Source organism: Pseudomonas corrugata, from assembly GCF_050920615.1.
Taxonomy (GTDB): Bacteria; Pseudomonadota; Gammaproteobacteria; order Pseudomonadales; family Pseudomonadaceae; genus Aquipseudomonas; species Aquipseudomonas corrugata.
The window spans coordinates 1,324,401-1,345,126 of sequence record NZ_CP130434.1; the positions used below are offsets into that span (position 1 = coordinate 1,324,401).

21 protein-coding genes are annotated in these 20,726 nt (G+C 59.9%); 11 read left to right on the forward strand and 10 right to left on the reverse strand.

What is annotated here, in order from left to right; translation table 11 throughout:
* Positions 1 to 59: 59 nt before the first annotated feature.
* Positions 60 to 1,448 (forward strand): PLP-dependent aminotransferase family protein, encoded by a 1,389-nt coding sequence (locus QZH45_RS05820; protein WP_024777538.1) that lies wholly within the window; start codon positions 60 to 62, stop codon positions 1,446 to 1,448.
* Positions 1,449 to 1,502: 54 nt separating this feature from the next.
* On the opposite strand, the gene QZH45_RS05825 is transcribed toward QZH45_RS05820, so the two are convergent.
* Positions 1,503 to 1,766, reverse strand: a complete 264-nt coding sequence (locus tag QZH45_RS05825; protein WP_024777539.1) for a YebG family protein — start codon at positions 1,764 to 1,766, stop codon at positions 1,503 to 1,505.
* Positions 1,767 to 2,121: 355 nt separating this feature from the next.
* Here QZH45_RS05825 and QZH45_RS05830 point away from each other — a divergent pair, with 355 nt between their 5' ends.
* Positions 2,122 to 2,622, forward strand: coding sequence for a phosphate-starvation-inducible protein PsiE (locus tag QZH45_RS05830; RefSeq protein ID WP_024777540.1), 501 nt, complete (start codon positions 2,122 to 2,124; stop codon positions 2,620 to 2,622).
* On the opposite strand, the gene QZH45_RS05835 is transcribed toward QZH45_RS05830, so the two are convergent.
* Positions 2,619 to 2,930, reverse strand: a complete 312-nt coding sequence (locus tag QZH45_RS05835; protein WP_024777541.1) for a DUF3509 domain-containing protein — start codon at positions 2,928 to 2,930, stop codon at positions 2,619 to 2,621. The genes QZH45_RS05830 and QZH45_RS05835 overlap by 4 nt on opposite strands.
* Before the next feature lie 485 nt (positions 2,931 to 3,415).
* On the opposite strand from QZH45_RS05835, the gene QZH45_RS05840 reads away from it, so the two are divergent.
* Entirely contained in the window at positions 3,416 to 3,823 is a 408-nt protein-coding gene (locus QZH45_RS05840) for an HPF/RaiA family ribosome-associated protein (RefSeq protein WP_024777542.1), read from the forward strand.
* Positions 3,824 to 3,895: 72 nt separating this feature from the next.
* Here QZH45_RS05840 and QZH45_RS05845 read toward each other — a convergent pair whose 3' ends face one another.
* On the reverse strand, positions 3,896 to 4,771 hold the full coding sequence (locus QZH45_RS05845) for a helix-turn-helix domain-containing protein (RefSeq protein WP_024777543.1): 876 nt from the start codon (positions 4,769 to 4,771) through the stop codon (positions 3,896 to 3,898).
* A 139-nt stretch (positions 4,772 to 4,910) separates the two neighbouring features.
* On the opposite strand from QZH45_RS05845, the gene QZH45_RS05850 reads away from it, so the two are divergent.
* Positions 4,911 to 5,828, forward strand: coding sequence for a DMT family transporter (locus QZH45_RS05850; RefSeq protein ID WP_024777544.1), 918 nt, complete (start codon positions 4,911 to 4,913; stop codon positions 5,826 to 5,828).
* A gap of 90 nt (positions 5,829 to 5,918) precedes the next feature.
* Here the strand turns inward: QZH45_RS05850 and QZH45_RS05855 are convergent, their stop codons facing one another.
* From QZH45_RS05855 to norR, 5 genes are all read right to left on the reverse strand, one after another.
* Positions 5,919 to 6,890, reverse strand: coding sequence for a 2-hydroxyacid dehydrogenase (locus QZH45_RS05855; RefSeq protein WP_069018463.1), 972 nt, complete (start codon positions 6,888 to 6,890; stop codon positions 5,919 to 5,921).
* Between the two features lie 203 nt (positions 6,891 to 7,093).
* Entirely contained in the window at positions 7,094 to 7,843 is a 750-nt protein-coding gene (locus QZH45_RS05860; protein WP_024777546.1) for a YkgJ family cysteine cluster protein, read from the reverse strand.
* Between the two features lie 77 nt (positions 7,844 to 7,920).
* Positions 7,921 to 8,247, reverse strand: coding sequence for a hypothetical protein (locus QZH45_RS05865; RefSeq protein ID WP_024777547.1), 327 nt, complete (start codon positions 8,245 to 8,247; stop codon positions 7,921 to 7,923).
* A 94-nt stretch (positions 8,248 to 8,341) separates the two neighbouring features.
* Positions 8,342 to 9,244: a chemotaxis protein CheV gene (locus QZH45_RS05870; protein WP_024777548.1), complete on the reverse strand. Its 903-nt coding sequence runs from the start codon at positions 9,242 to 9,244 to the stop codon at positions 8,342 to 8,344.
* A gap of 167 nt (positions 9,245 to 9,411) precedes the next feature.
* The gene (gene norR, locus QZH45_RS05875) at positions 9,412 to 10,968 is read right to left on the reverse strand and encodes a nitric oxide reductase transcriptional regulator NorR (protein ID WP_024777549.1); all 1,557 of its coding nucleotides are present in this window, start codon (positions 10,966 to 10,968) and stop codon (positions 9,412 to 9,414) included.
* Between the two features lie 150 nt (positions 10,969 to 11,118).
* Between norR and hmpA the strand changes: the two genes are divergently transcribed.
* The 7 genes from hmpA to cyoE all read left to right on the forward strand — a co-directional run bounded on the left by hmpA (position 11,119) and on the right by cyoE (position 18,787).
* The gene (gene hmpA, locus QZH45_RS05880) at positions 11,119 to 12,300 is read left to right on the forward strand and encodes an NO-inducible flavohemoprotein (protein ID WP_024777550.1); all 1,182 of its coding nucleotides are present in this window, start codon (positions 11,119 to 11,121) and stop codon (positions 12,298 to 12,300) included.
* A 335-nt stretch (positions 12,301 to 12,635) separates the two neighbouring features.
* On the forward strand, positions 12,636 to 13,145 hold the full coding sequence (locus QZH45_RS05885) for a disulfide bond formation protein B (RefSeq protein ID WP_024777551.1): 510 nt from the start codon (positions 12,636 to 12,638) through the stop codon (positions 13,143 to 13,145).
* A 795-nt stretch (positions 13,146 to 13,940) separates the two neighbouring features.
* Complete coding sequence (gene cyoA / locus QZH45_RS05890; RefSeq protein WP_024777552.1) at positions 13,941 to 14,888, forward strand: ubiquinol oxidase subunit II; 948 nt, start codon at positions 13,941 to 13,943, stop codon at positions 14,886 to 14,888.
* A gap of 3 nt (positions 14,889 to 14,891) precedes the next feature.
* Complete coding sequence (cyoB, locus tag QZH45_RS05895) at positions 14,892 to 16,922, forward strand: cytochrome o ubiquinol oxidase subunit I (RefSeq protein ID WP_024777553.1); 2,031 nt, start codon at positions 14,892 to 14,894, stop codon at positions 16,920 to 16,922.
* A 3-nt stretch (positions 16,923 to 16,925) separates the two neighbouring features.
* Entirely contained in the window at positions 16,926 to 17,552 is a 627-nt protein-coding gene (locus QZH45_RS05900) for a cytochrome o ubiquinol oxidase subunit III (protein ID WP_024777554.1), read from the forward strand.
* Positions 17,553 to 17,888 (forward strand): cytochrome o ubiquinol oxidase subunit IV, encoded by a 336-nt coding sequence (gene cyoD / locus QZH45_RS05905; protein WP_055135120.1) that lies wholly within the window; start codon positions 17,553 to 17,555, stop codon positions 17,886 to 17,888.
* Positions 17,889 to 17,899: 11 nt separating this feature from the next.
* Entirely contained in the window at positions 17,900 to 18,787 is an 888-nt protein-coding gene (gene cyoE, locus QZH45_RS05910) for a heme o synthase (RefSeq protein WP_024777556.1), read from the forward strand.
* A gap of 300 nt (positions 18,788 to 19,087) precedes the next feature.
* Here the strand turns inward: cyoE and QZH45_RS05915 are convergent, their stop codons facing one another.
* Together QZH45_RS05915 and QZH45_RS05920 are read right to left on the reverse strand one after the other, a co-directional pair.
* On the reverse strand, positions 19,088 to 19,792 hold the full coding sequence (locus QZH45_RS05915) for a hypothetical protein (RefSeq protein ID WP_024777557.1): 705 nt from the start codon (positions 19,790 to 19,792) through the stop codon (positions 19,088 to 19,090).
* A gap of 139 nt (positions 19,793 to 19,931) precedes the next feature.
* On the reverse strand, positions 19,932 to 20,681 hold the full coding sequence (locus QZH45_RS05920; protein WP_392396976.1) for a DUF72 domain-containing protein: 750 nt from the start codon (positions 20,679 to 20,681) through the stop codon (positions 19,932 to 19,934).
* Positions 20,682 to 20,726: the final 45 nt, after the last annotated feature.

Sequence of the window (20,726 nt, forward strand, 5' to 3'; positions counted from 1 at the left end):
CTCTCCTCGATGTGATATGCTCTCAAATTCATCATTTCTACGATGGGCAGTGAGCGTTCATGTGGGTTCCCCAGTTAAGTGAGTCCAACCAGCCGATGTACCTGTCGATTGCCGATGCCTTGGCGCGCGATATCAGCAACGGTGTGCTGAGCGAGGGCGATCGCTTACCGACCCTGCGGGAATTGGCCAATGCCTTGGATGTCACGCCGGGCACGATCAGCAGGGCCTATGGCGAAGCCCATCGACGTCGGTTGGTGCAGGGTGAGGTGGGGCGTGGCACTTATGTGCTCAGCCAGCAGCAGTTGGACCTGCCGGCAGCCCACAGCGCCGCGCCGTTGAATTTAGGGCAACCCGAATTGCTCGATCTCTCGATCATCAAGCCCTCCAGCGAAACCCTGGAGTACTGGCTGCGCGGCGCGCTGGTGGGCATGGCGAAAAGCACCGATTTTGCCGGCGCCCTGGATTACGCCCCTGACGGCGGTCACCCGGCTCATCGTGAGGCAGGCGCACAGTGGTTGCGCCCTTCATTGCCGGATGCTCAATGGCAGCAAGTGGTAATCACTGCCGGGGCCCAGCATGGCTTGATGGTGGCGATGAGCGCCCTGACCAACGCCGGCGACCTGGTGCTCTGCGAGGCGCTTTGCTACCCCGGCATCATTTCCCTGGCCCATGGTCTTGAGCGTCGCCTGCGCGGTGTACCGATGGATGACGAAGGCATCATCCCCGAAGCGTTGCGTGAGCTGTGTTTACGCGAGAAACCGGCGATGCTGGTTTGCGTGGCGACCTGCCAGAATCCGACGGCGGCGATCATGTCGCAAAAGCGTCGGGCCCAGATTGCCGCACTGGCCGAGGAGTTCGATTTCATCATCCTGGATGATGACATCTATGGTTTCCTCGCCACCGATCCATCGATCAAACCGCTGTCGGCCTTTGCGCCGGATCGGTCGGTGTACCTGACCAGCCTGTCGAAGTCGGTCATGCCGGCGCTTCGGATCGGTTATCTCTACAGCCCGCCGAAACTGTTGTCCCGGCTGACCTCGATGGTGCGCAGCAGTGTCTGGATGCCGTCACCGTTGACCGCGCAACTGGCGAGCAATGTGATCACCGAAGGCCTGGACAAGAAACTGATCCGCATCCAGCGCAACGAAGCCGCCGGGCGGCAAGCGATTGCCCGGGAAATCCTTGCCAGCTTCGAGCTCAAGAGCCAGCCCTATGCGTACCATGTCTGGTTGACGCTTCCCGAACCATGGACCGGCGACGAATTCACCATGCTTGCCCGGGCCAACGGCGTACTGGTGCTGAGTGGCTCGCAGTTCCAGGCTGAACGCTCCGGGACCAGCCGAAGTGTAAGGGTGGTGCTGATGTCCCCTACCAGCCAGGACGAACTGCGTTTCGCCCTGACAAAGTTGGCCAGCCTGATCGATTCCGACCCGCGCCGTTACTATTGAGGCGCCGCAGGCTGGAGTCCATGTTGCGTTGAACAGGTGCCACGCCGCTGAGGCTCACTCGCTGTCTTCGGAACCCAGAAGATCCCCAAGGGCGGCCGCGTTGCTTTTGAATGCGGCTGCAAACGCCGCTCTGTTTTTTGCCATGAAGATGCTCGCATCCTCAGCCTGCTTCTCGTTCAGGCCTTGCACATTCTTCATCAGAACAGTGGTCAGCACCTCCGCCAGTTCAAGCATCTGGTCATGGGCATCAGCGAGCTTACGGTCCAAAAACGTAGTCTCCAAATCACGTGTACTGCGGTACAGAATCTCAACAGCCATGGCTGGCCTCTCGTTTGTTTGCATGTATGCCGCAAGCATGGAAGCCAGGCCGCGGAATCTATAGAAATCCAAGCATCACGGCTTCGGATCGCGACGGTCGGTTCCGTCTCACGCGTCTTCAAACCGGTATCGCGCAACTACTGTATTTATATACAGGATGGAGGATAAGCGAATCCTTTGCCTTTGGGTAGTGGCTTTTTAATGTAGACCGGTTTCGGCGTTTGTCGTGGGATGGACGTGTCGGTTGCCAGCCTTTCGCCATCTCATTCATTGCCGCTGGCCTTTTTTCTGCATGCAGAACAACCGTCACGTCCAACCTGCATCATCGGTCGAGTCGACCTAAGGAAACCGCATCGTGAAAATCAACTGGGCCGAGAACCTGCGCCAGAATGTCCATCGGATGGCCGAATCCCTGGGCAACCTATTCGTCGAGACGTTCCATTATCTGGCGCTGTTTGCCATTGGGGCGGTGACCGCGTGGGCGGCGGTCATGGAGTTTTTGCAGATGATCGAAGCAGGACATATCAAGATCGACGACATCCTCTTGCTGTTCATCTATCTGGAATTGGGCGCGATGGTCGGGATCTACTTCAAGACCAACCACATGCCAGTACGTTTTCTGATCTACGTGGCCATCACCGCATTGACTCGCTTGCTGATCTCCAACGTTTCCCACCACAGCCCGCCGGACCTGGGGATCATCTACTTGTGCGGAGGGATCCTGCTGCTGGCGTTCTCGATCCTGGTGGTTCGCTACGCGTCGTCGCAGTTCCCGTCGGTGAAGATCGAGCACCCGCACCGTAAGGTCGGCGCGGGTTCCAGCGAGCATGCAGAAATAGAAAAAGGCGAAATCTAAAGGCTGGCGGGAGTCGGTCCTTGTGAGCGCGGTGGTGGCAGCTTGACGTTGTCGCCACCGGTCATGGCTTCGAGGATCGCCACGGCGCTGTGGCCCTGCTCGATGGCGATGCCGAACTGAATGCTTTGCACCAGGCGCTTGAGCCGTTCCGGGTCGTTGCGCTGCTGGGCACTGATCATGCGCTTGGCGACGATCCGCCCGGCCCTGGACAGGGTCAGCATGATGCTGCCGTCGAGGCCCTGGATGCTCAGGTTGATTTGATACTGCGGCGCAAAAGCGTCGGTAATGATCTGAAAAGGGTTGTCCATGATGCGTCACCGCCTGATTGAACGTGCAGTTGTTGACCGGCCGTGATCGGGATTAGTTCGCAGTACCGGACCATCGGCCATTCCATGATCGTGTTCCATCGCTGGGTGCATGCAACCATCGGCAGATTGCCGCTTGCGACCGCTGCAACAAGTCGATAGCAAGGGACATGCCGGAAAAACTGTCGGTCAATGTTCGCGGCGAGATAGCCCAAGAGGCTCTGGAACGGGGCTCCAGTGACTACCCTTTTCAGGGCGGGATGATCGTTGACGGTGCGGGGCGGGGCGCAGATTGTGAAAGATGGCGGGGCGAGGTAACTCCCGACATTAACAGCGCTTTTGTCCGTTGTCCGGCTTTATTTGCAAATCAATATTTATCTTTTTCGGGGGCTTGAATTGTTCCTCCGGCAGCCCGACTCTGTACTCAAGGGGCCGTTACGCCAACGTCGACAGGCCCCTGGCGAGCTAGCCGAAATAAGGGATGAACTATGCAAATCCAAGTCAACAGCGATAACCATATTCAAAGCAGCATCCGACTGGAGGAGTGGGTACGTACTACCATCGAAAGCACGCTCGAACGTTATGAGGAAGACCTGACACGGGTCGAGGTCCATCTGGGGGATGAGAACGGCGCCAAGCCTGGTCCCCATGATCTGCGCTGCCAGATCGAAGCCCGCCCAAAGGGCCATCAGCCGATTTCCGTAACGCACAAGGCCGGTTCGCTGGAGGCAGCGATCGAGGGGGCGGCGACGAAGTTGGAGAATGCCCTGGAGCATCTGTTCGGCAAGCTGCGTGACAAGCGCGCCGCTGTGGTGCAGACCGAATCCGTGGCCCTGGCCGATGCGATGCTGGAAGAAGAATTCCTGGAGAACGAGCGGGCCACGCGTCACGGCTGAAGCCTCGTTCATCTTTAATCCCAACTGAAAACGGGCCTGCAATTGCAGGCCCGTTTTCGTTGACAAGTACTGTCAGCGCAAGAAGGCCTGTCGATACTCCCCTGGCGTCGCGCCCAATGCCTGGCGAAAACGGTGGGTGAAGTGACTGGCGCTGGCGAAGCCGCAAGCCAGTGCCACGTCGCCCAAGGGTTGTGAGGTGTTGCGCAGCAGGTGCCGCGCCTGTGCCAGGCGTCTTGCCAGCACATACTGGTGGGGCGGCAGCCCGAAGCTCTCGCGGAACATCCGGGCAAAGTGGTATTCGGACAGCGCGCACAGCGCCGCCAGTTGCCCGAGGCTGATGGCCTCGGCCAGATGAGTGTCGATGTAGTCCACCAGCAATCGGCGCTGGTGCGCGGCCAACCCGCCTTTGAGGCGCAGGTCCTGGCGCTGGCCGACCTGGCTGAGCAGCAGGTGATTGAGCAGCTCGTGGGCCAGGCTGGTGCTCAGCAAGCGTTCGCCGGGTTCGTCCCAGTTAAGGGCGATCAACTGGCGAAAGCGTTGCGCCTGCTGCTCATCGTCGAGAAAGGTCGCCTCGCGCAGTTGCACTTGCCGGGGTTCGCGATCCAGCAGCGTGACGCAACCGAGGGCGAATTGTTCGGCGCTGAAGTACAGGTGGGCGAGGCGAATGTCACCGTTGATGACCCAGGCCGACTCATGTCCTGCCGGCAGGACGCAGAGCTTGTCGGGCGCCCCCAGGGTATCGGGCCGTTCGCGACGAAAGGTGCCAGTGCCACCGGCGATGTAGCAGGACAGCGTGTGGTGGCTCGGCGCCTCGTAGTCCCGGGCGTCATGATGATTGGTCCACAAGGCGGCCGCCATGCCGTCGCCGAGCTCGGCACTGTGCTCCAGGCGGGCATTGGGCGAGCTGTTGAGGGCCTGGAAGACTTGCAGGGTTTGCAGTGTGGGCATGATCGGTTATCTCCAACGCCTTGCATCCTACTCCGTTGGGGGGGCCGTGCCAGCCTGCACGCCGACAAAACCGCAAGTTTACGCAAGTGCCCGGTGGACGGCGGCGTGACACTGAGCGTCACTGTCAGGAGCCGTCACCATGAACCTCTCGCTATACCTGCTCACCGTGCTCATCTGGGGCACCACCTGGATTGCGCTGAAACTGCAACTGGGCGTCGTCGCCATCCCGGTATCGATTGTCTATCGCTTCGGCCTCGCAGCCCTGATCCTGTTTGCGATGCTCCTGCTCAGCCGGCGACTGCAGGTGATGAACCGTCGCGGTCATTTGATTTGTCTGGCCCAGGGGCTGTGCCTTTTCTGCATCAATTTCATGTGTTTCCTCACCGCCAGTCAGTGGATTCCCAGCGGCCTGGTGGCGGTGGTGTTTTCCACGGCCACGTTGTGGAATGCCCTCAATGCCCGGGTGTTCTTCGGTCAGCGGATCGCCCGTAACGTGCTGTTGGGCGGTGCGTTGGGGTTGTTGGGGCTGGGGCTGTTGTTCTGGCCGGAACTGGCCGGCCATCATGCGAGCCCGCAGACGCTGCTCGGGTTGGCGTTGGCGTTGCTGGGGACGTTGTGTTTCTCGGCGGGCAATATGCTTTCGAGTCTGCAACAAAAGGCCGGGCTCAAGCCGCTGACCACCAACGCCTGGGGCATGGCTTATGGCGCGACGATGCTGGCGGGCTGGTGCCTGTTCAACGGAATTGCTTTCGATATGGAATGGAACCTGCGCTACATCGGTTCGCTGCTGTACCTGGTGATCCCGGGCTCGGTGATTGGCTTCACCGCTTACCTGACGCTAGTGGGGCGCATGGGGCCGGAACGGGCGGCGTATTGCACGGTCCTGTTCCCAGTCGTAGCGCTGAATGTCTCGGCGTTTGTCGAAGGCTACCAGTGGACGACACCGGCGCTGGCCGGGCTGGTATTGGTGATGCTGGGGAACGTGCTGGTATTTCGCAAGCCTCGACCAGCGGCGACCAGTGTCGCGCTTTGTGGGAGCAAGGCTTGCCCGCGATGAAAGCGACGCGCTCTGTCAGAAACCGAGGCGCTCGTTTCGCGGGCAAGCCGTGCTCCCACAAAGCGGGGCGATGGGATGTGGCGCCGGCTTCTACTTCCAGACTTGCGGATTGACCAGGTTCTGCGGCCGTTCACCCAGCAGCGCACTGCGCAAGTTTTCCACCGCGAGATTGGCCATGGCTTCACGGGTTTCGTGGGTAGCCGAGCCGATGTGCGGCAGGGTGACGGCGTTCTTCAGCTGGAACAGCGGCGATTCGGCCAGCGGCTCTTTCTCGTAGACGTCCAGCCCGGCGCCGCGGATGCGGTTGCTCTGCAAGGCCTCGATCAGTGCCGGTTCATCCACCACCGGGCCACGGGAAATGTTGATCAGAATGGCGCTTGGTTTCATCAGCGACAGTTCCCGCTGCCCGATCAGATGGCGAGTCTTCTCACTCAGGGGCACAACGAGGCAGACAAAGTCCGCTTCGGCCAACAACTGGTCCAGCTCGCGAAACTGTGCACCCAGCTGGTTTTCCAGTTCGATTTTTCGGCTGTTGCCGCTGTACAGGATCGGCATGTTGAACCCCAACCGGCCACGTCGGGCAATGGCTGCGCCGATGTTGCCCATGCCCACGATGCCCAGGGTCTTGCCGTGCACGTCGCTGCCAAACAATTGCGGCGCCACCGTCGCCTGCCATTGGCCGGCCTTGGTCCAGGCGTCCAGTTCGGCGACGCGACGGGCGCTGCTCATCAGCAGGGCGAAGGCCAGGTCGGCGGTGCTTTCGGTCAGCACGTCGGGGGTGTTGGTGAGCATGATCCCGCGTTCATTGAAGTAGGCCAGGTCGTAGTTGTCGTAACCCACCGACACACTGGCGACCACCTGCAGGTTCGCGGCGCCTTGCAGTTGCTCGCGACCGAGTTTGCGACCAACACCGATCAGGCCGTGGGCATGAGGCAAGGCTTCGTTGAACTGTGCGTTGATATCGCCTTTCGATGGGGTCGGAACGATCACATCGAAGTCCTGTTGCAGGCGCTCGACCATTTGGGGCGTGATACGGCTGAAGGCAAGTACGGTTTTTTTCATCGTGCAAGGCTCGTCTTGGAGGCAATACCAAGCACGCTAACATTCTCGGCGAGGATTAGGCGAGAGGGGAGTGCAGGTTATGAAGTGGAATGGCCTGTGGGAGCGAGCCTGCTCGCGATGGCGGCGGTTCAGCCAGCGTTGATGTTGACTGACATACCGCTATCGCGAGCAGGCTCGCTCCCACAAAGGGACTTGTGTTGCCCCTAGGCCGCCCGCAGCGAAATGAACGCATAATCCGAAGCTGCCTCGGTGACGACCCGTGCCCCACAGGCCATGACCTCGCGGGCGATGTCATCCCCGGACAAATGGAACTGCCATTCTCCGGTTTCCTGCGCCATCGGCTGCAAGCGCACCTGATCGATGGCGGCCGCGAACGCGGTCATGTCCGGCAGATAGGCGGTAAACCCATCGCCTTTCAGCGCGGTGGTGCGGATCCCCAGGGCCGCGCAGATGCGGTCCTTGATCGGGATTTCTTCACGATCGGCCTGGCGCGAGCGTTCGATCAGCCCAGCCAGCGCTTCATCCACCAGTTTCCCGCCGACGATCAGCTGCGGTCCGGTTTCCCAGGATTCCGGCGGGCAGTCCTTGGCGGCAGGATTGAGCGGGATGTGCGGATTGATCTCCATCGGATAGATGCGGCACACCAGCGGCCTGCGTTCATAGATGCGGCACAGGTTTTCTTCGTCGAGATTGTGGCAACGGCCCGCGTTATAAGCGGCGAAGGTGATCGCCACGAAGGCATCGCTGCCGCCGCTCTGAACCCTGACGGAACGGCGTTCGGCATGCTCGCGTTGTGCCATGGGCAGGCCGAGGCCGTTGGGCAGGAAGGCTTCCACCAGGACGATGACCTGACCGCCGTCGCTCGCCCACATCCGGGCTTCGTCGAGGGTCAGGGGAACATGGTGGCCGGAGCAGCATTTGCCGCAGCCTACGCAGGAAAACGTTGTATTCATTGAGCGACCGGTCGAGAGCTGAAAGGCGGCGACAGAAAAACGCCGTGACGAGCCTCACGAAGCAAGTTATGCGCCACTCATTGCTCGGTCGCGGCGGGGCGGATCGAGTCCCACTCGGTCACATGGGCCGTCTTGGTTTTCTTGCGGTAGAGACACAGTTCGGTACCGGTCGCTCCTTTCATGTGTTTCTGCGGGTATTGGCCTTGCAGCAACAGTGCGGTGTAGCCGATCCGGTCGTCGAATTGCGCGGCGGTGCCCACGGGCTCAGCGTTCTTCAGGCCACTGGCCTTGATGCAACTGGCCAGCACGGCTTTGTCGTAGGCGGCCCAGGCCTCTGGGCTGGAGGCTTGGGCCTGGGAGGCCAGGGCAGCGACGCCAAGGAGAATCAATGTGCGGATGTTCATCGGGATGTCTGGTTCCGGAAAGTCAGGGCAAAAGTATGCCTGAGGTTGCCGGACCCTCCCACGCCGGAACGCAGGAGCAAGTCATCGGTACAACTCAGTGGCCTTGTTCGGCCACCGCCTTGGCCGCCGTGATCAGGCACTTGGTCAGTTCTGGCGAGGAAAACTTGGTCAGTACTCCGTTGGCGCCGGCCAATCGGGCCTTTTCGCTGTTCATGGCGCTGTCCAGCGAGGTGTGCAGCAACACGTAGAGGTGGGCGAAGTCCGGTGTTTCCCGCAGGGTGCGGGTAAGGGCGTAACCGTCCATCTCCGACATTTCGATGTCGGAGACGATGAGGTTGATCTGCCCGGCTGTGCCTTGCAGGTCCAACAAGCATTCGATGGCTTCCTTGGCGCTGCGGGCGGTATGGCATTGCAGGCCCAGGTTGCGCAGGGTATGCACCGATTGCTGCAACGCCACCTGGCTGTCATCGACCACCAGGATCCGAGCGTTGCCCAGCACTTCGGCGTCTTCCATGCTCAGTTCGGTAGGCGCGGTTTCGATCTGCGCCGGAGCGATGCCGTGGATGACCTTCTCGATGTCCAGTACCTGCACCAGCGTGCCGTCCACCGACGTCACACCGGTGATAAACGCGCGGTTACCGCCGGAGCCGTAAGGCGGTGGCTTGATGTCGGTGGTCAGGCAGTGGACGATTTTGCTCACCGCCTGCACATGCAGGCCCTGCTTGGAGCGGCTGACATCGGTGACGATCAGGCAGCCGCCATCCGGATCCTCCAATGGCCGCTCGCCAATGGCACGGCTCAGGTCAATCACTGATAACGATGCGCCACGCAGGGTCGCGATGCCTTTCACGTGCGGATGCGACTCCGGCAGTTTGGTCAGTGGCGGGCACGGAATGATCTCACTGACTTTGAGCAGGTTGATTGCCATCAGCTTGCCGCTGCGCAAGGTAAACAGCAGAAGCGAAAGTGAATCTGCGCGGGCTTTGTTAGAAGACATAAAAACCTTCTGTGGAAAAAGGTGGGGCGAACGTGACGATCGCCAAAACAGCTTTTGATATCGGGTTATCGACTTGTTGGGGGCAGGCTTTAGGGTGAAAGCTGTCGACATCCGATTTCCGGGCCAACAACTTATAGATACACAGCCTGTGGCGGTTGAGGGGAGGGCTATTTGAGCCCCAGACGCCGTGCCATCCGCCCCAGGTTCGCCCGATCCAGCCCCAGTTCCCGGGCGGCACTGGCCCAGTTGTGCTGATGTCGTTCCAGGCTGGCGCCGATCAGCCTGCGCTGGAAATCGTCCACGGCTTCGCGCAGGTCGCCCACCACCTGTTCCACCGCCGTTGCAGAGTGGGTAAATGAAGGCTCGGACGTGGCCTCGGCAGCCTGGGGCAAGTCCAGGTCCTGGGCACTGAGGCTGAGGATTTTCGGACGCACCGGGCATCTGCCCAGCGCTTTCAGGGCGCTACGGCCGATCAGGTGTTCCAGTTCACGAACGTTACCCGGCCAGTCGTAGGCCAGCAGAGCGGCCTGGGCGTCGCTGCTCAGACGCAGGCTGTTAAGGCCCATGCGCGAGCGGTTCTGCTCCAGGAAGAAACCGCTGAGCAACAATACATCCCGGCCGCGATCCCGCAGCGCCGGTACCAGCAAGGGGTACACGCTCAAACGGTGATAGAAGTCGGCCCGATAGCGGCCGTTGCGCACTTCTTCGGCCAAGTCGCGATTGGTCGCGGCGATCAGGCGCACGTCGACCTGGTGTTCCTTGTCCGAGCCCAGGCGCTGCAACTGCCCGCTCTGCAACACTCGCAACAGTTTGGCCTGGACGGTCAGCGACAATTCGCCTACTTCATCGAGGAACAACGTGCCGCCATCGGCCAGCTCGAACTTGCCGCGCCGGTCGCTCGTGGCTCCGGTGAACGCGCCGCGTACATGGCCGAAGAGTTCGCTTTCCACCAAAGTGTCCGGCAGGGCTGCGCAGTTGAGGCTGATCAACGGCTGATCGGCGCGTTTGGAGGCCGCGTGGATGGCCTGGGCGACCAACTCCTTGCCGACGCCGGTTTCCCCGGTGATCAACACGGTCAGGTCGCTGCCGCCCACCAGATTGATCTCTTCCACCAGACGTTTATGGGCCTTGCTCTGGCCGACCATATCGCGGGGTTGCTGGCCGCTGGCCTGGCGATAGAGCTCGGCGCGACGGTGTTCGTCTTCGGCTTTCAAGGCCAGGCGCTCAATGCGTTGGGCGGCGCTGACCGTGGCGGCGGCGAGACTGGCGAAGGCTTGCAGAGCACTGAGGTCGATAGGTTCGAAACGCTCCGGGTCCAGGGAGTCAAGGGTCAGCAGGCCCCAGGGGCGCTCGTCGACGAACAGCGGGCAGCCCATGCAATCGTGAACTTCCAGATGGTCGTCGAGACCTTCGACCAGCCCGTCATAGGGATCGGGCAGGTCGCTGTCGGTGGCGAAACGGGTGGGGTGCGGGTTGGCCAGCAGCGTTTCGAAGCGCGGGTGTTCGCTGACCCGGAAACGCCGGCCCAAGGTGTCGGTGCTCAAACCGTCTACCGCCAACGGCACCAGGCAGTCGCCATCCAGCTGCAACAGTGCCGCCGCGTCGCAGGGCAGCAAGGCGCGCAGGGCTCCGAGCAAGCGGCGATAACGCTCACCCTCAGGCAGTTCGCGAGACAGATCGGCTACCAGCGGCAACAGGGCAGTCAGCAGGGAGGTTGCGGTCATAATGACTCCTAGTAGTCAAAAAGACTATAACGCCAGCCGTGTCGTTATGACTACTTTATTTTTAACCTGTTGAAAAACAAGAAAAATATTTGTGGCATGGAAACTGATAAGCATGGATATCCGTTTCCGTAACACACGAGGAGTCACCTAATGCTCACCCGGGAAGAACGCGCCATCATTCGCTCCACCGTTCCATTGCTCGAAAGCGGTGGTGAAGCGCTCATTACTCATTTCTATCGCATGATGCTTTCCGAATATCCCCAGGTTCGTCCTTTGTTCAACCAGGCTCACCAGGCCAGCGGCGATCAACCCCGGGCTCTGGCCAACGGCGTATTGATGTACGCGCGGCATATCGACCAGCTCGACCAGTTGGGTGACCTGGTGGCGAAGATCGTCAACAAGCACGTCGCCTTGCAGATCGAGCCACAGCATTACCCGATTGTCGGTTCCTGCTTGTTGCGGGCGATTGCCGAAGTGCTGGGCAACGAGATTGCCACGCCCGAAGTGATTTGCGCCTGGGGCGCTGCCTACAACCAACTGGCCGATATCCTCATCGGCGCCGAAGCCGGCATGTATGACCAGAAAGCCGCTGCCCCGGGTGGTTGGCGGGGCGAGCGGGAGTTCATCCTGGTGGCCAAGGTCCAGGAAAGCTCGGAGATTACCTCGTTCTATTTCGAGCCGGCGGACAAGGGGGCGATTCTGCAGGCCGAACCGGGTCAGTACATCGGCATGAAGCTGTTCCTGGACGGTGAGGAAGTACGCCGCAACTATTCGCTGTCGGCCCTGGCGGACAACGGCCAGTACCGGATCAGCGTCAAGCGTGAGCCGGGCGGACGGGTATCGAACTACCTGCATCATGATTTCCAGATCGGCAGCAGCATTCAGTTGTTCCCGCCGTCAGGAGATTTCTACCTGACCGCCAGTGACAAACCCCTTGTGCTGATCAGCGGTGGTGTCGGCATCACCCCGACCCTGGCGATGCTGCAGGCGGCGCTGCAAACCGAACGCCCCGTGCATTTCATCCACTGCGCACGCAATGGTCGCGCCCATGCCTTCCGTGAGTGGATCGACGATCTGGCCGGGCGGCACCCGCAGCTCAAGCGCTTCTATTGCTATGACGAAGACGACGGCTTGAGTCCGGCGGCCGACCGGATTGGATTGTTGAGCCAGGAGCAACTGGCCAAATGGCTGCCGGAACAGCGTGACCTGGATGCCTATTTCCTTGGACCTAAGGGCTTCATGGCGGCCGTGAAGCGTCATCTCAAGGCCCTGGGTGTGCCGGATGGGCAGAGCCGCTACGAGTTCTTCGGGCCGGCTGCGGCGCTGGAATAAAGGCAAGCGGCAAGCCCGGCAGAACCGGGTTGCCTTCATCGCGAGCAGGCTCGCTCCCACATTGGATTCGGGGTGCACGCAGCATTTGCATGCACCATCGGACCCTGTGGGAGCGAGCCTGCTCGCGAAGGGGCCGGTAATGCGTTGCACTTACTCAACTGACCCTTCGCCCGCTCAAAGTTAATCCGCATTTAACCTTTCTTCTGTTTATTCCCCCTCAAAGTTGGCGCAGCCGCTCGTTCGCCGTCATGGCCAACGTGTAGACTCCGACCATCCGACGGCGCGCCGAGTGTCGCAAGGCTGCGCGTCGATCCATGCATCCAAAGGAAAACGCAATGAGTGAGGAAATGATGCGGTTGGGCCGCGAGCGTCGCTATCTGGTGCTGCTGGGATTGATCTGCCTGGCGCTGATCGGTGGAGCGCTGTACATGCAGGTGGCCCTCGGTGAAGCACCCTGCCCGCTGTGCATCCTGCAACGTTATGCGCTGTTGCTGATCGCGATCTTCGCCTTCATCGGCGCGGCCATGCGCACCCGTCGCAGCCTGACGATCCTTGAAGGTATTGTGGTGCTCTGCGCCTTGGCCGGTGCTGGAGTGGCGGGGCATCACGTATATACGCAGTTCTTCCCGGCAGTCAGCTGCGGTATCGACGTGCTGCAGCCGATTGTCGACGGTCTGCCTCTGGCGAAGATCTTCCCGCTGGGTTTCCAGGTCGATGGGTTCTGCTCGACCCCGTACCCGCCGATCCTGGGCTTGTCCCTGGCGCAATGGGCGCTGGTGGCCTTCGTACTGATTGTGGTGCTGGTGCCCTTGCTGGTGTCGCGTAACCGCAAGCCCCTTCGCTGAAGCGCCTTGATGGAACGCCCCGGTCTCTCTGTTGGAGAACCGGGGCGTTTTGCGTTTCACTCCTCGAAGGGGTCGACCTTGATCCGAGACAAGAATGACCTGCGACACTGTGCGACACGTTGTCACACATTCCCCTGTTCCAGGGGCGTTCGCGGCGTGGATAGGTACCTCCTCTTGCAATAAAAAACACGTTGCTGCTTGCCATGCCTGTCATCTTTGTGGAGTAGGCAGCAGGCATTTTTAACAACGCAGCGTCACTTGGCGAGCCCCCCGAAAAACGGGCGCTTGCCAAGCATGAAAGCTCAAAGCCTCCCCTTCATGCTGTCTGAATCGGGCGTAGTAGACCTACGTTTTTTGGGGTTCTTGTTGAGAATCAATTTCGATAACATGCCGCACCGTTGCGGTATCGGGAAGAGATTGTTGTCGGTTTGGATAAAAATTATTTCGGGATGAGACATGGTCTCCGGCGCTTCAGCTCACTACAATCGCCCGCACCGAATATCCGACCCGGCTCAAGCTTGAGCACGAGAGGTGGTCGAAGGGCGCCAGCGCCCCATGCGACCCAGGTGTCGGTGCCTTCCAACTACCCGCACCAAATGGAATTGGGCTGTAACCAAGGCCTTTTACCGACGAATTCGAATAAGAACTCACTGCTGGCCCAGGATATGTCGAACAGCGTCTGACGCTCGACGGGCAGCCCTTATTCAAATCCAAGAAAATGCCAACCCTTGGCAGGGTGAAGTGTTGGCGATCAAAACCCAACTGCATTGCGCAAGCTGCTTTAGAGGTCGTGAGATGAGTAAAAACAGGTACCCCCGATTACTAGGCTTGTTGCCGCTGCTCGGCACGTTGCTGCTGGGAGGCTGCAACATGACCTTGCTCGATCCCAAGGGTCAGGTCGGCCTGGATGAACGAAACCTGATCATCACCGCCACGCTGCTGATGTTGCTGGTCGTCGTGCCGGTTATCGTCATGACGTTCCTGTTCGCCTGGAAATACCGCGCATCCAACACCAAGGCCGTGTACACGCCGAAGTGGTCGCACTCCACCAAGATCGAAGCGGCCGTATGGACAATCCCGGTCCTGATCATCATTGCCCTGGGTTATGTCACCTACAAGTCGACCCACGCCCTGGACCCGTACCGTCCGCTGGAATCCGACGTCAAGCCGATCACCATTGAAGTGGTCTCGATGGACTGGAAGTGGCTGTTCATCTATCCGGAACAAGGCATCGCCACCGTCAACAAGATCGTGTTCCCGGCCCACACGCCGATCAACTTCAAGGTCACCTCCGACACCGTGATGAACTCGTTCTTCATTCCGGGCCTGGGCGGCCAGATCTACGCGATGGCGGGCATGCAGACCAAGCTGCACCTGATCGCCAACCAGAACGCCGAACTCGAAGGGATCTCCGCCAACTACAGCGGCGCGGGTTTCACCGGCATGAAGTTCAAAGCAATCGCCACCACTCAGGAAGACTTCGACGCCTGGGTCAACGATGTGAAGAAGGCACCTAAACAGCTTGAAAAAGCTGAATACGAAGCCCTTTCCAAACCGAGCCAGAACAACCCAGTCGAACTCTACTCCGCGGTCACGCCGAACCTGTTCCAGACCATCATCGACAAGTATGAAGGGATGAATCCGGGCAAGCCGATGCACCACGAGAAGAAAGAGCAGGAAGTGGCGCACAACATGGAAGGGATGGACATGAGTTCGCATTCAGCTGCCGGGGCAGAGGAGTAAACGATGTTTGGTAAATTAAGTTGGGAAGCGATCCCGTTCCACGAGCCGATTGTCATGGTGACCCTTGCCATCATCGCGCTCGGTGGTCTGGCGCTGTTCGCCGGGATCACTTACTTCAAGAAGTGGACCTACCTGTGGACCGAGTGGCTGACGTCGGTCGACCACAAGAAAATCGGCGTGATGTACATCATCGTCGCCATGGTCATGCTGCTGCGCGGTTTTGCCGACGCCATCATGATGCGTACCCAGTTGGCCATGGCCACCGAGGGTTCGCCTGGCTACCTGCCACCTGAACACTATGACCAGATCTTCACCGCCCACGGTGTGATCATGATCATCTTCATGGCGATGCCATTCTTCACCGGCCTGATGAACCTTGCAGTGCCGCTGCAGATCGGTGCCCGTGACGTTGCCTTCCCGTTCCTGAACTCCCTGAGTTTCTGGTTGCTGGTATCCGGTGTCGTGCTGATCAACCTTTCCCTGGGTGTTGGTGAATTCGCCAAGACCGGTTGGGTTGCCTATCCGCCGTTGTCGGGGCTGCAATACAGTCCGGGTGTAGGTGTGGATTACTACATCTGGGCGCTACAGCTATCCGGCTTGGGTACGACGCTGACGGGGGTCAACTTCCTGGCCACCGTGCTGAAAATGCGTACCCCGGGCATGAAGTTGATGGACATGCCGATCTTTACCTGGACCTGCACCTGGGCCAACGTACTGATCGTCGCTTCGTTCCCGATCCTGACCGCTACCCTGGCACTGCTGACGCTTGACCGTTACATGGATTTCCACATTTTCACCAATGAACTGGGTGGAAATCCGATGATGTACGTCAACCTGTTCTGGGCCTGGGGTCACCCTGAGGTGTACATCCTCATTCTGCCGGCGTTCGGGATCTTCTCCGAAGTCATCTCGACCTTCTCCGGCAAGAAACTGTTCGGCCATCACTCGATGATCTACGCTTCCGGCGCGATCTCCGTGCTGGGCTTCATGGTCTGGCTGCACCACTTCTTCACCATGGGTTCGGGGGCCAGCGTCAACGCCTTCTTCGGCCTGGCGACGATGCTGATTTCGATCCCGACCGGGGTGAAGCTATTCAACTGGCTGTTCACCATCTATCAGGGGCGCCTGCGTTTCACCAGCCACGTCATGTGGACCCTGGGCTTCATGGTGACCTTCGCCATCGGCGGCATGACCGGCGTACTGCTGGCCATCCCGGGTGCCGACTTCGTTCTGCACAACAGCCTGTTCGTGATCGCGCACTTCCATAACGTGATCATCGGTGGCGCGGTGTTCGGCTACATCGCCGGCTTCGCCTTCTACTTCCCGAAAGCGTTCGGCTTCAAGCTGCACGAAGGCTGGGGCAAGGGCGCGTTCTGGTTCTGGATCACCGGCTTCTTCGTCGCATTCATGCCGCTCTATGTACTGGGCTTCATGGGCATGACGCGTCGCTTGAACACCACCACCAACCCTGAGTGGGTGCCGTACCTGTACGTCGCCATGTTCGGTGCGGTGCTGATCGCCGTCGGTATCGCCTGCCAGCTGATCCAGCTGTACGTCAGCGTGCGTGACCGCAACAAGCCAGAGAACATGTGCGCACACGGCGACCCGTGGGATGCCCATACTCTTGAGTGGTCGACCTCTTCGCCACCGCCGTTCTACAACTTCGCCGTGCTGCCGAAAGCGGACACCATCGACCCGTTCACCGAAGCCAAGGAAAACGGTACTGCGTACCAGCCTGCGGCCAAGTACGCGCCGATCCACATGCCGAACAACACCGCTACCGGTGTGGTCATGGGCGGCCTGTTGACCGTGTTCGGTTTCGCGATGATCTGGCACATCTGGTGGCTCGCCGCTGCCAGCCTGGTCGGCACCGTGGTGTATTTCGCCATCCATGCCGCCCGCGACGATCAGGGCTACATGGTGCCGGTGGATGTCATCGAGCGCATCGAAGCCGAGCAGCACAAACGTCTGGTCGCGGCCGGGAAAGTCCGGGCTACCTCCACCCGTGTTGAAACCTCGTTGGAACAGGCTTAAACCATGTCGAACTTAGTGACCAATGTTGGACACGCCCATGGTCATGACCATGGGCACGATGACCATCACCACGACTCGGGCGAGATGACCGTATTCGGTTTCTGGCTCTACCTGATGACCGACTGCATTCTGTTCGCGTCGATCTTCGCGGCCTATGCGGTGCTGGTAAACAACGTAGCCGGTGGCCCGTCGGGCCACGACATCTTCGAGCTGCCCTACGTACTGGGCGAAACCGCTCTGCTGCTGTTCAGCTCGATCACCTACGGCTTCGCCATGCTGGCGTTGTACAAGGGCAAGAAAACCCAGGTCCTGGGCTGGCTGGCCATGACCTTCCTGTTCGGTGCCGGCTTCATCGGCATGGAGATCAACGAGTTCCACATGTTGATCTCCGAGGGCTTCGGTCCTAACCGCAGTGGCTTCCTGTCCGGGTTCTTCACCCTGGTAGGCACCCACGGTCTGCACGTGACCAGCGGCCTGATCTGGATGGCGATCATGATGTACCAGGTCCAGAAAAATGGCCTGACCGCCACCAACAAGACTCGCCTGAGCTGCCTGAGTCTGTTCTGGCACTTCCTGGACGTGGTGTGGATCTGCGTATTCACCGTTGTTTATCTGATGGGGACCCTGTAAATGGCTAATGCACATTCCCATGATGGTCATGACGCCGGCCACGGCAGCGTCAAGTCCTATGCCATCGGCTTCATCCTGTCGGTGATCCTGACCATCATCCCGTTCGGCCTGGTGATGTACCCATCGCTGCCCAAGAACCTGACCCTGTGGATCGTCCTGATCTTCGCCGTGGTCCAGGTCCTGGTGCACCTGGTGTACTTCCTGCACCTGGATCGCTCCGCCGCCCAGCGTAGCAACGTGATTGCGTTTGTCTTCGCGGCGTTGGTGATTGTCCTGCTGGTCGGCCTGTCGTTGTGGATCATGTTCAGCATCCACACCAACATGATGGCGCACTGAGGAAAGTCCGGATGTCCTTAAAGCACTTTATCCAAATCACCAAGCCGGGGATCATTTTCGGTAACGTGCTTTCTGTGGCAGGCGGGTTCTTCCTGGCCTCGAAAGGGCATGTCGATCTGGCCATCTTCCTGGCGGCGATGATCGGCACTTCCCTGGTGGTGGCGTCCGGTTGTGTGTTCAACAACTGCATCGACCGTGACATCGACATCAAGATGGAACGCACCAAAAACCGTGCGCTGGTACAGGGTCTGATCCCGGTACAGCTGGCCCTGGCGTTCGCCACGGTGCTGGGCGCAGCCGGTGTTGCGCTGTTGTACCGGGTAGCCAACCCGTTGGCGGCGCTGTTCGCGGTGATCGGTTTTGTCATCTACGTCGGCCTCTACAGCCTGTACCTCAAGCGCAAGTCGGTTCACGGCACGCTGGTGGGCAGTCTGTCGGGGGCGATGCCACCGGTGATCGGCTATGTGGCGGTCAGCAACAGCTTCGACATGGCTGCGCTGACGCTGCTGGTGATGTTCAGCCTGTGGCAGATGCCGCATTCCTATGCCATCGCGATCTTCCGCTTCAACGACTACCTGGCGGCCTCGATTCCGGTGTTGCCAGTCAAGCGCGGCATCCGCGTGGCCAAGAAGCACATCCTGCTTTACATCCTGGCCTTCCTGGTGGCGACCTTGATGCTGACCTTCAGCGGTTACGCCGGCATGAGTTACCTCGCCGTCGCTGCCGCCATGGGCATGTACTGGCTGTACATGGCCTGGACCGGCTACAAGGCGGTGGATGACACGGTCTGGGCACGCAAGCTGTTCGTGTTCTCGATCTTCACCATCACCGCCCTGAGCGTCATGATGTCCCTGGACTTCAAAGTGCCAAGTGAGCTGCTGCTGACCTACGCACCTTAAGCGCCAGATGCCCCACAAAAAGCCCCGCCTTCGAGAGAAGCGCGGGGCTTTTTCTTGGGCGCTGCCCGGGATGGTGATGTTCCTGTGGGAGTGGGCTTGCTCGCGAAGACATCGGCACGTTCGATATCCTTGGTGGCTGACCCGCTGCTATCGCGAAGCAGGCTCGCTCCCACAGATATGGGGTGTGGCGCAAACACTGCAGAACCCATGTGGGAGCGAGCCTGCTCGCGATGGCGGCGGCACATCCACCCTCCATTCAACTGATTCACCGCCTTCGCGAGCAAGCCCGCTCCTACAGGCTTACTGCTGGGCGATGCTGTAGCCGTCAAAGGCCTTTTGCTGTTGCAAGGCGGTGATGATGCTTTTGCGGGTAGCCTGTTGTTCGGTGCCGTCGTTGTCCAGGAACAGGTCGTTTTCCAGTTCGGCCTCGTCCCCTTCGCCGACGAAATTGAAGCCCAGGAATTCGAAGGCTTCACGGTCGATATTCGGCTTGGAACTCGGGGTGCGCAGGGGCAGGGTGACGCTGATGCCATCCTTGCTGATGACAAACACTTGCGCTTCCTTCTTGGCCCGCGAGGCCTTGCCCTTGCCGCCGCTCGGGTTGCTGATGGCCTGGTGGGTCTGGTTCAGCACCTTCAGGGCCAGGCCATAGACCAACTCCTGGAAGGCTGGGTCGTCCTTGTAACTGGAAAGAATCCGGCTGATGGGGAAGCGGCTGCTCAGGTCTTCCAGCGCGGCGAAATCGGCGGCTTCGGCGTCCTTGAGCTGCTTGAGCTGGCCCATCAGTTCGTAGGCTTTGTCATCGTCGAACGCATCGTGAGCCTGGCGGATGGCGCTGCGCAGTTCGCGGATCTGGTCGCTCTCGCGGTTCGACTGGAAGGCATCCAACACCATCTCACTGATGTTTTTGGCCTGGGGCAGATGCTGTGAAAGATTGATGGAGTTTTCGTATTCCGCTTTGGACGACAGGGTGACTACGGATTCAGCGGTATTGGAATCGGACATTGAAATTTCACTACTTCTGTTAGCTGGATAAGACGAGAAAGGCATTGAGCTTTTTTTCGGTCGCCTAATCTATTGGACGCGGGCGGTGTTGTCACGGCTGATCCGGTGGCTGGTCGGCATTTGTTGCAGGCCCAGCCGTTCAGGTGCGCATCAGTGCCTCCAATCGCAACGCGTCGGGCATGGCGGCGCCACTGGCGGTGTTGTCGAAGATGCACCAGGTCGGCGTATCGGGCTCGCGTTTCAACTGCCGGGCGAGTTGCTCCAGCCAGGCGTCTTCGTAGCGGGAATGGTAGATCCGCGGTGAGCCGTGCAGCCGGTAGTAACGTACCCCGGGCCAGCCCTCAGGCTGGTCGCCGCCGGGCAAGGGCGATGGATCGGCGGCTACACGGCCGATGTGTTCATCGTGCAGCAGTGCCGTGACGTGCGCGCCCAGCCAGCTTGGATGTCTGGGCTCAAGCACCGCGTGCCCCTGATAACGGTCCCGCAAGGCTTTGAGAAACGATTCGGCCACCGCCGCTTCGAAGGCCAGTGAAGGTGGCAGCTGGATCAACAGGCAGCCCAGCTTTTCCCCCAACTGCGAACACTGGCCGAGAAACTCATCCACAAGCCCGTCGCAATCGCGCAACCGCTGTCCATGGGTGATCTGTTTGGGCACCTTGACCGAGAAGCGAAAATGCGGCGCGACGCTGTCTGCCCATTTGGCATAAGTGGCGGGACGGTGCGGGCGGTAGAACGAACTGTTGATCTCCACGGCCGGGAAGCGGGCGCTGTAGCGTTGCAGGTGGGTGCCGTCCACGGGAAAGGCCGGCCATTGCTCCCGGGGCAACGACCAGCCGGCGCAGCCCAGGTGAAAGTCAGGTGAAGAGTGAGATGGAATCGACAAGGGCAACGACCTGTACCGTCTCTGGTTTCGCTGGGATGTTCTGTAGCCTTC

Coding starts and splice junctions, on each gene's coding strand:
- QZH45_RS05820 (WP_024777538.1), top strand. CDS start 60: ATGTGGGTTCCCCAGTTAAGTGAGTCCAACCAGCCGATGTACCTGTCG.
- QZH45_RS05825 (WP_024777539.1), bottom strand. CDS start 1,766: ATGGCTGTTGAGATTCTGTACCGCAGTACACGTGATTTGGAGACTACG.
- QZH45_RS05835 (WP_024777541.1), bottom strand. CDS start 2,930: ATGGACAACCCTTTTCAGATCATTACCGACGCTTTTGCGCCGCAGTAT.
- QZH45_RS05840 (WP_024777542.1), top strand. CDS start 3,416: ATGCAAATCCAAGTCAACAGCGATAACCATATTCAAAGCAGCATCCGA.
- QZH45_RS05845 (WP_024777543.1), bottom strand. CDS start 4,771: ATGCCCACACTGCAAACCCTGCAAGTCTTCCAGGCCCTCAACAGCTCG.
- QZH45_RS05850 (WP_024777544.1), top strand. CDS start 4,911: ATGAACCTCTCGCTATACCTGCTCACCGTGCTCATCTGGGGCACCACC.
- QZH45_RS05855 (WP_069018463.1), bottom strand. CDS start 6,890: ATGAAAAAAACCGTACTTGCCTTCAGCCGTATCACGCCCCAAATGGTC.
- QZH45_RS05860 (WP_024777546.1), bottom strand. CDS start 7,843: ATGAATACAACGTTTTCCTGCGTAGGCTGCGGCAAATGCTGCTCCGGC.
- QZH45_RS05865 (WP_024777547.1), bottom strand. CDS start 8,247: ATGAACATCCGCACATTGATTCTCCTTGGCGTCGCTGCCCTGGCCTCC.
- QZH45_RS05870 (WP_024777548.1), bottom strand. CDS start 9,244: ATGTCTTCTAACAAAGCCCGCGCAGATTCACTTTCGCTTCTGCTGTTT.
- norR (WP_024777549.1), bottom strand. CDS start 10,968: ATGACCGCAACCTCCCTGCTGACTGCCCTGTTGCCGCTGGTAGCCGAT.
- hmpA (WP_024777550.1), top strand. CDS start 11,119: ATGCTCACCCGGGAAGAACGCGCCATCATTCGCTCCACCGTTCCATTG.
- QZH45_RS05885 (WP_024777551.1), top strand. CDS start 12,636: ATGAGTGAGGAAATGATGCGGTTGGGCCGCGAGCGTCGCTATCTGGTG.
- cyoA (WP_024777552.1), top strand. CDS start 13,941: ATGAGTAAAAACAGGTACCCCCGATTACTAGGCTTGTTGCCGCTGCTC.
- cyoB (WP_024777553.1), top strand. CDS start 14,892: ATGTTTGGTAAATTAAGTTGGGAAGCGATCCCGTTCCACGAGCCGATT.
- QZH45_RS05900 (WP_024777554.1), top strand. CDS start 16,926: ATGTCGAACTTAGTGACCAATGTTGGACACGCCCATGGTCATGACCAT.
- cyoD (WP_055135120.1), top strand. CDS start 17,553: ATGGCTAATGCACATTCCCATGATGGTCATGACGCCGGCCACGGCAGC.
- cyoE (WP_024777556.1), top strand. CDS start 17,900: ATGTCCTTAAAGCACTTTATCCAAATCACCAAGCCGGGGATCATTTTC.
- QZH45_RS05915 (WP_024777557.1), bottom strand. CDS start 19,792: ATGTCCGATTCCAATACCGCTGAATCCGTAGTCACCCTGTCGTCCAAA.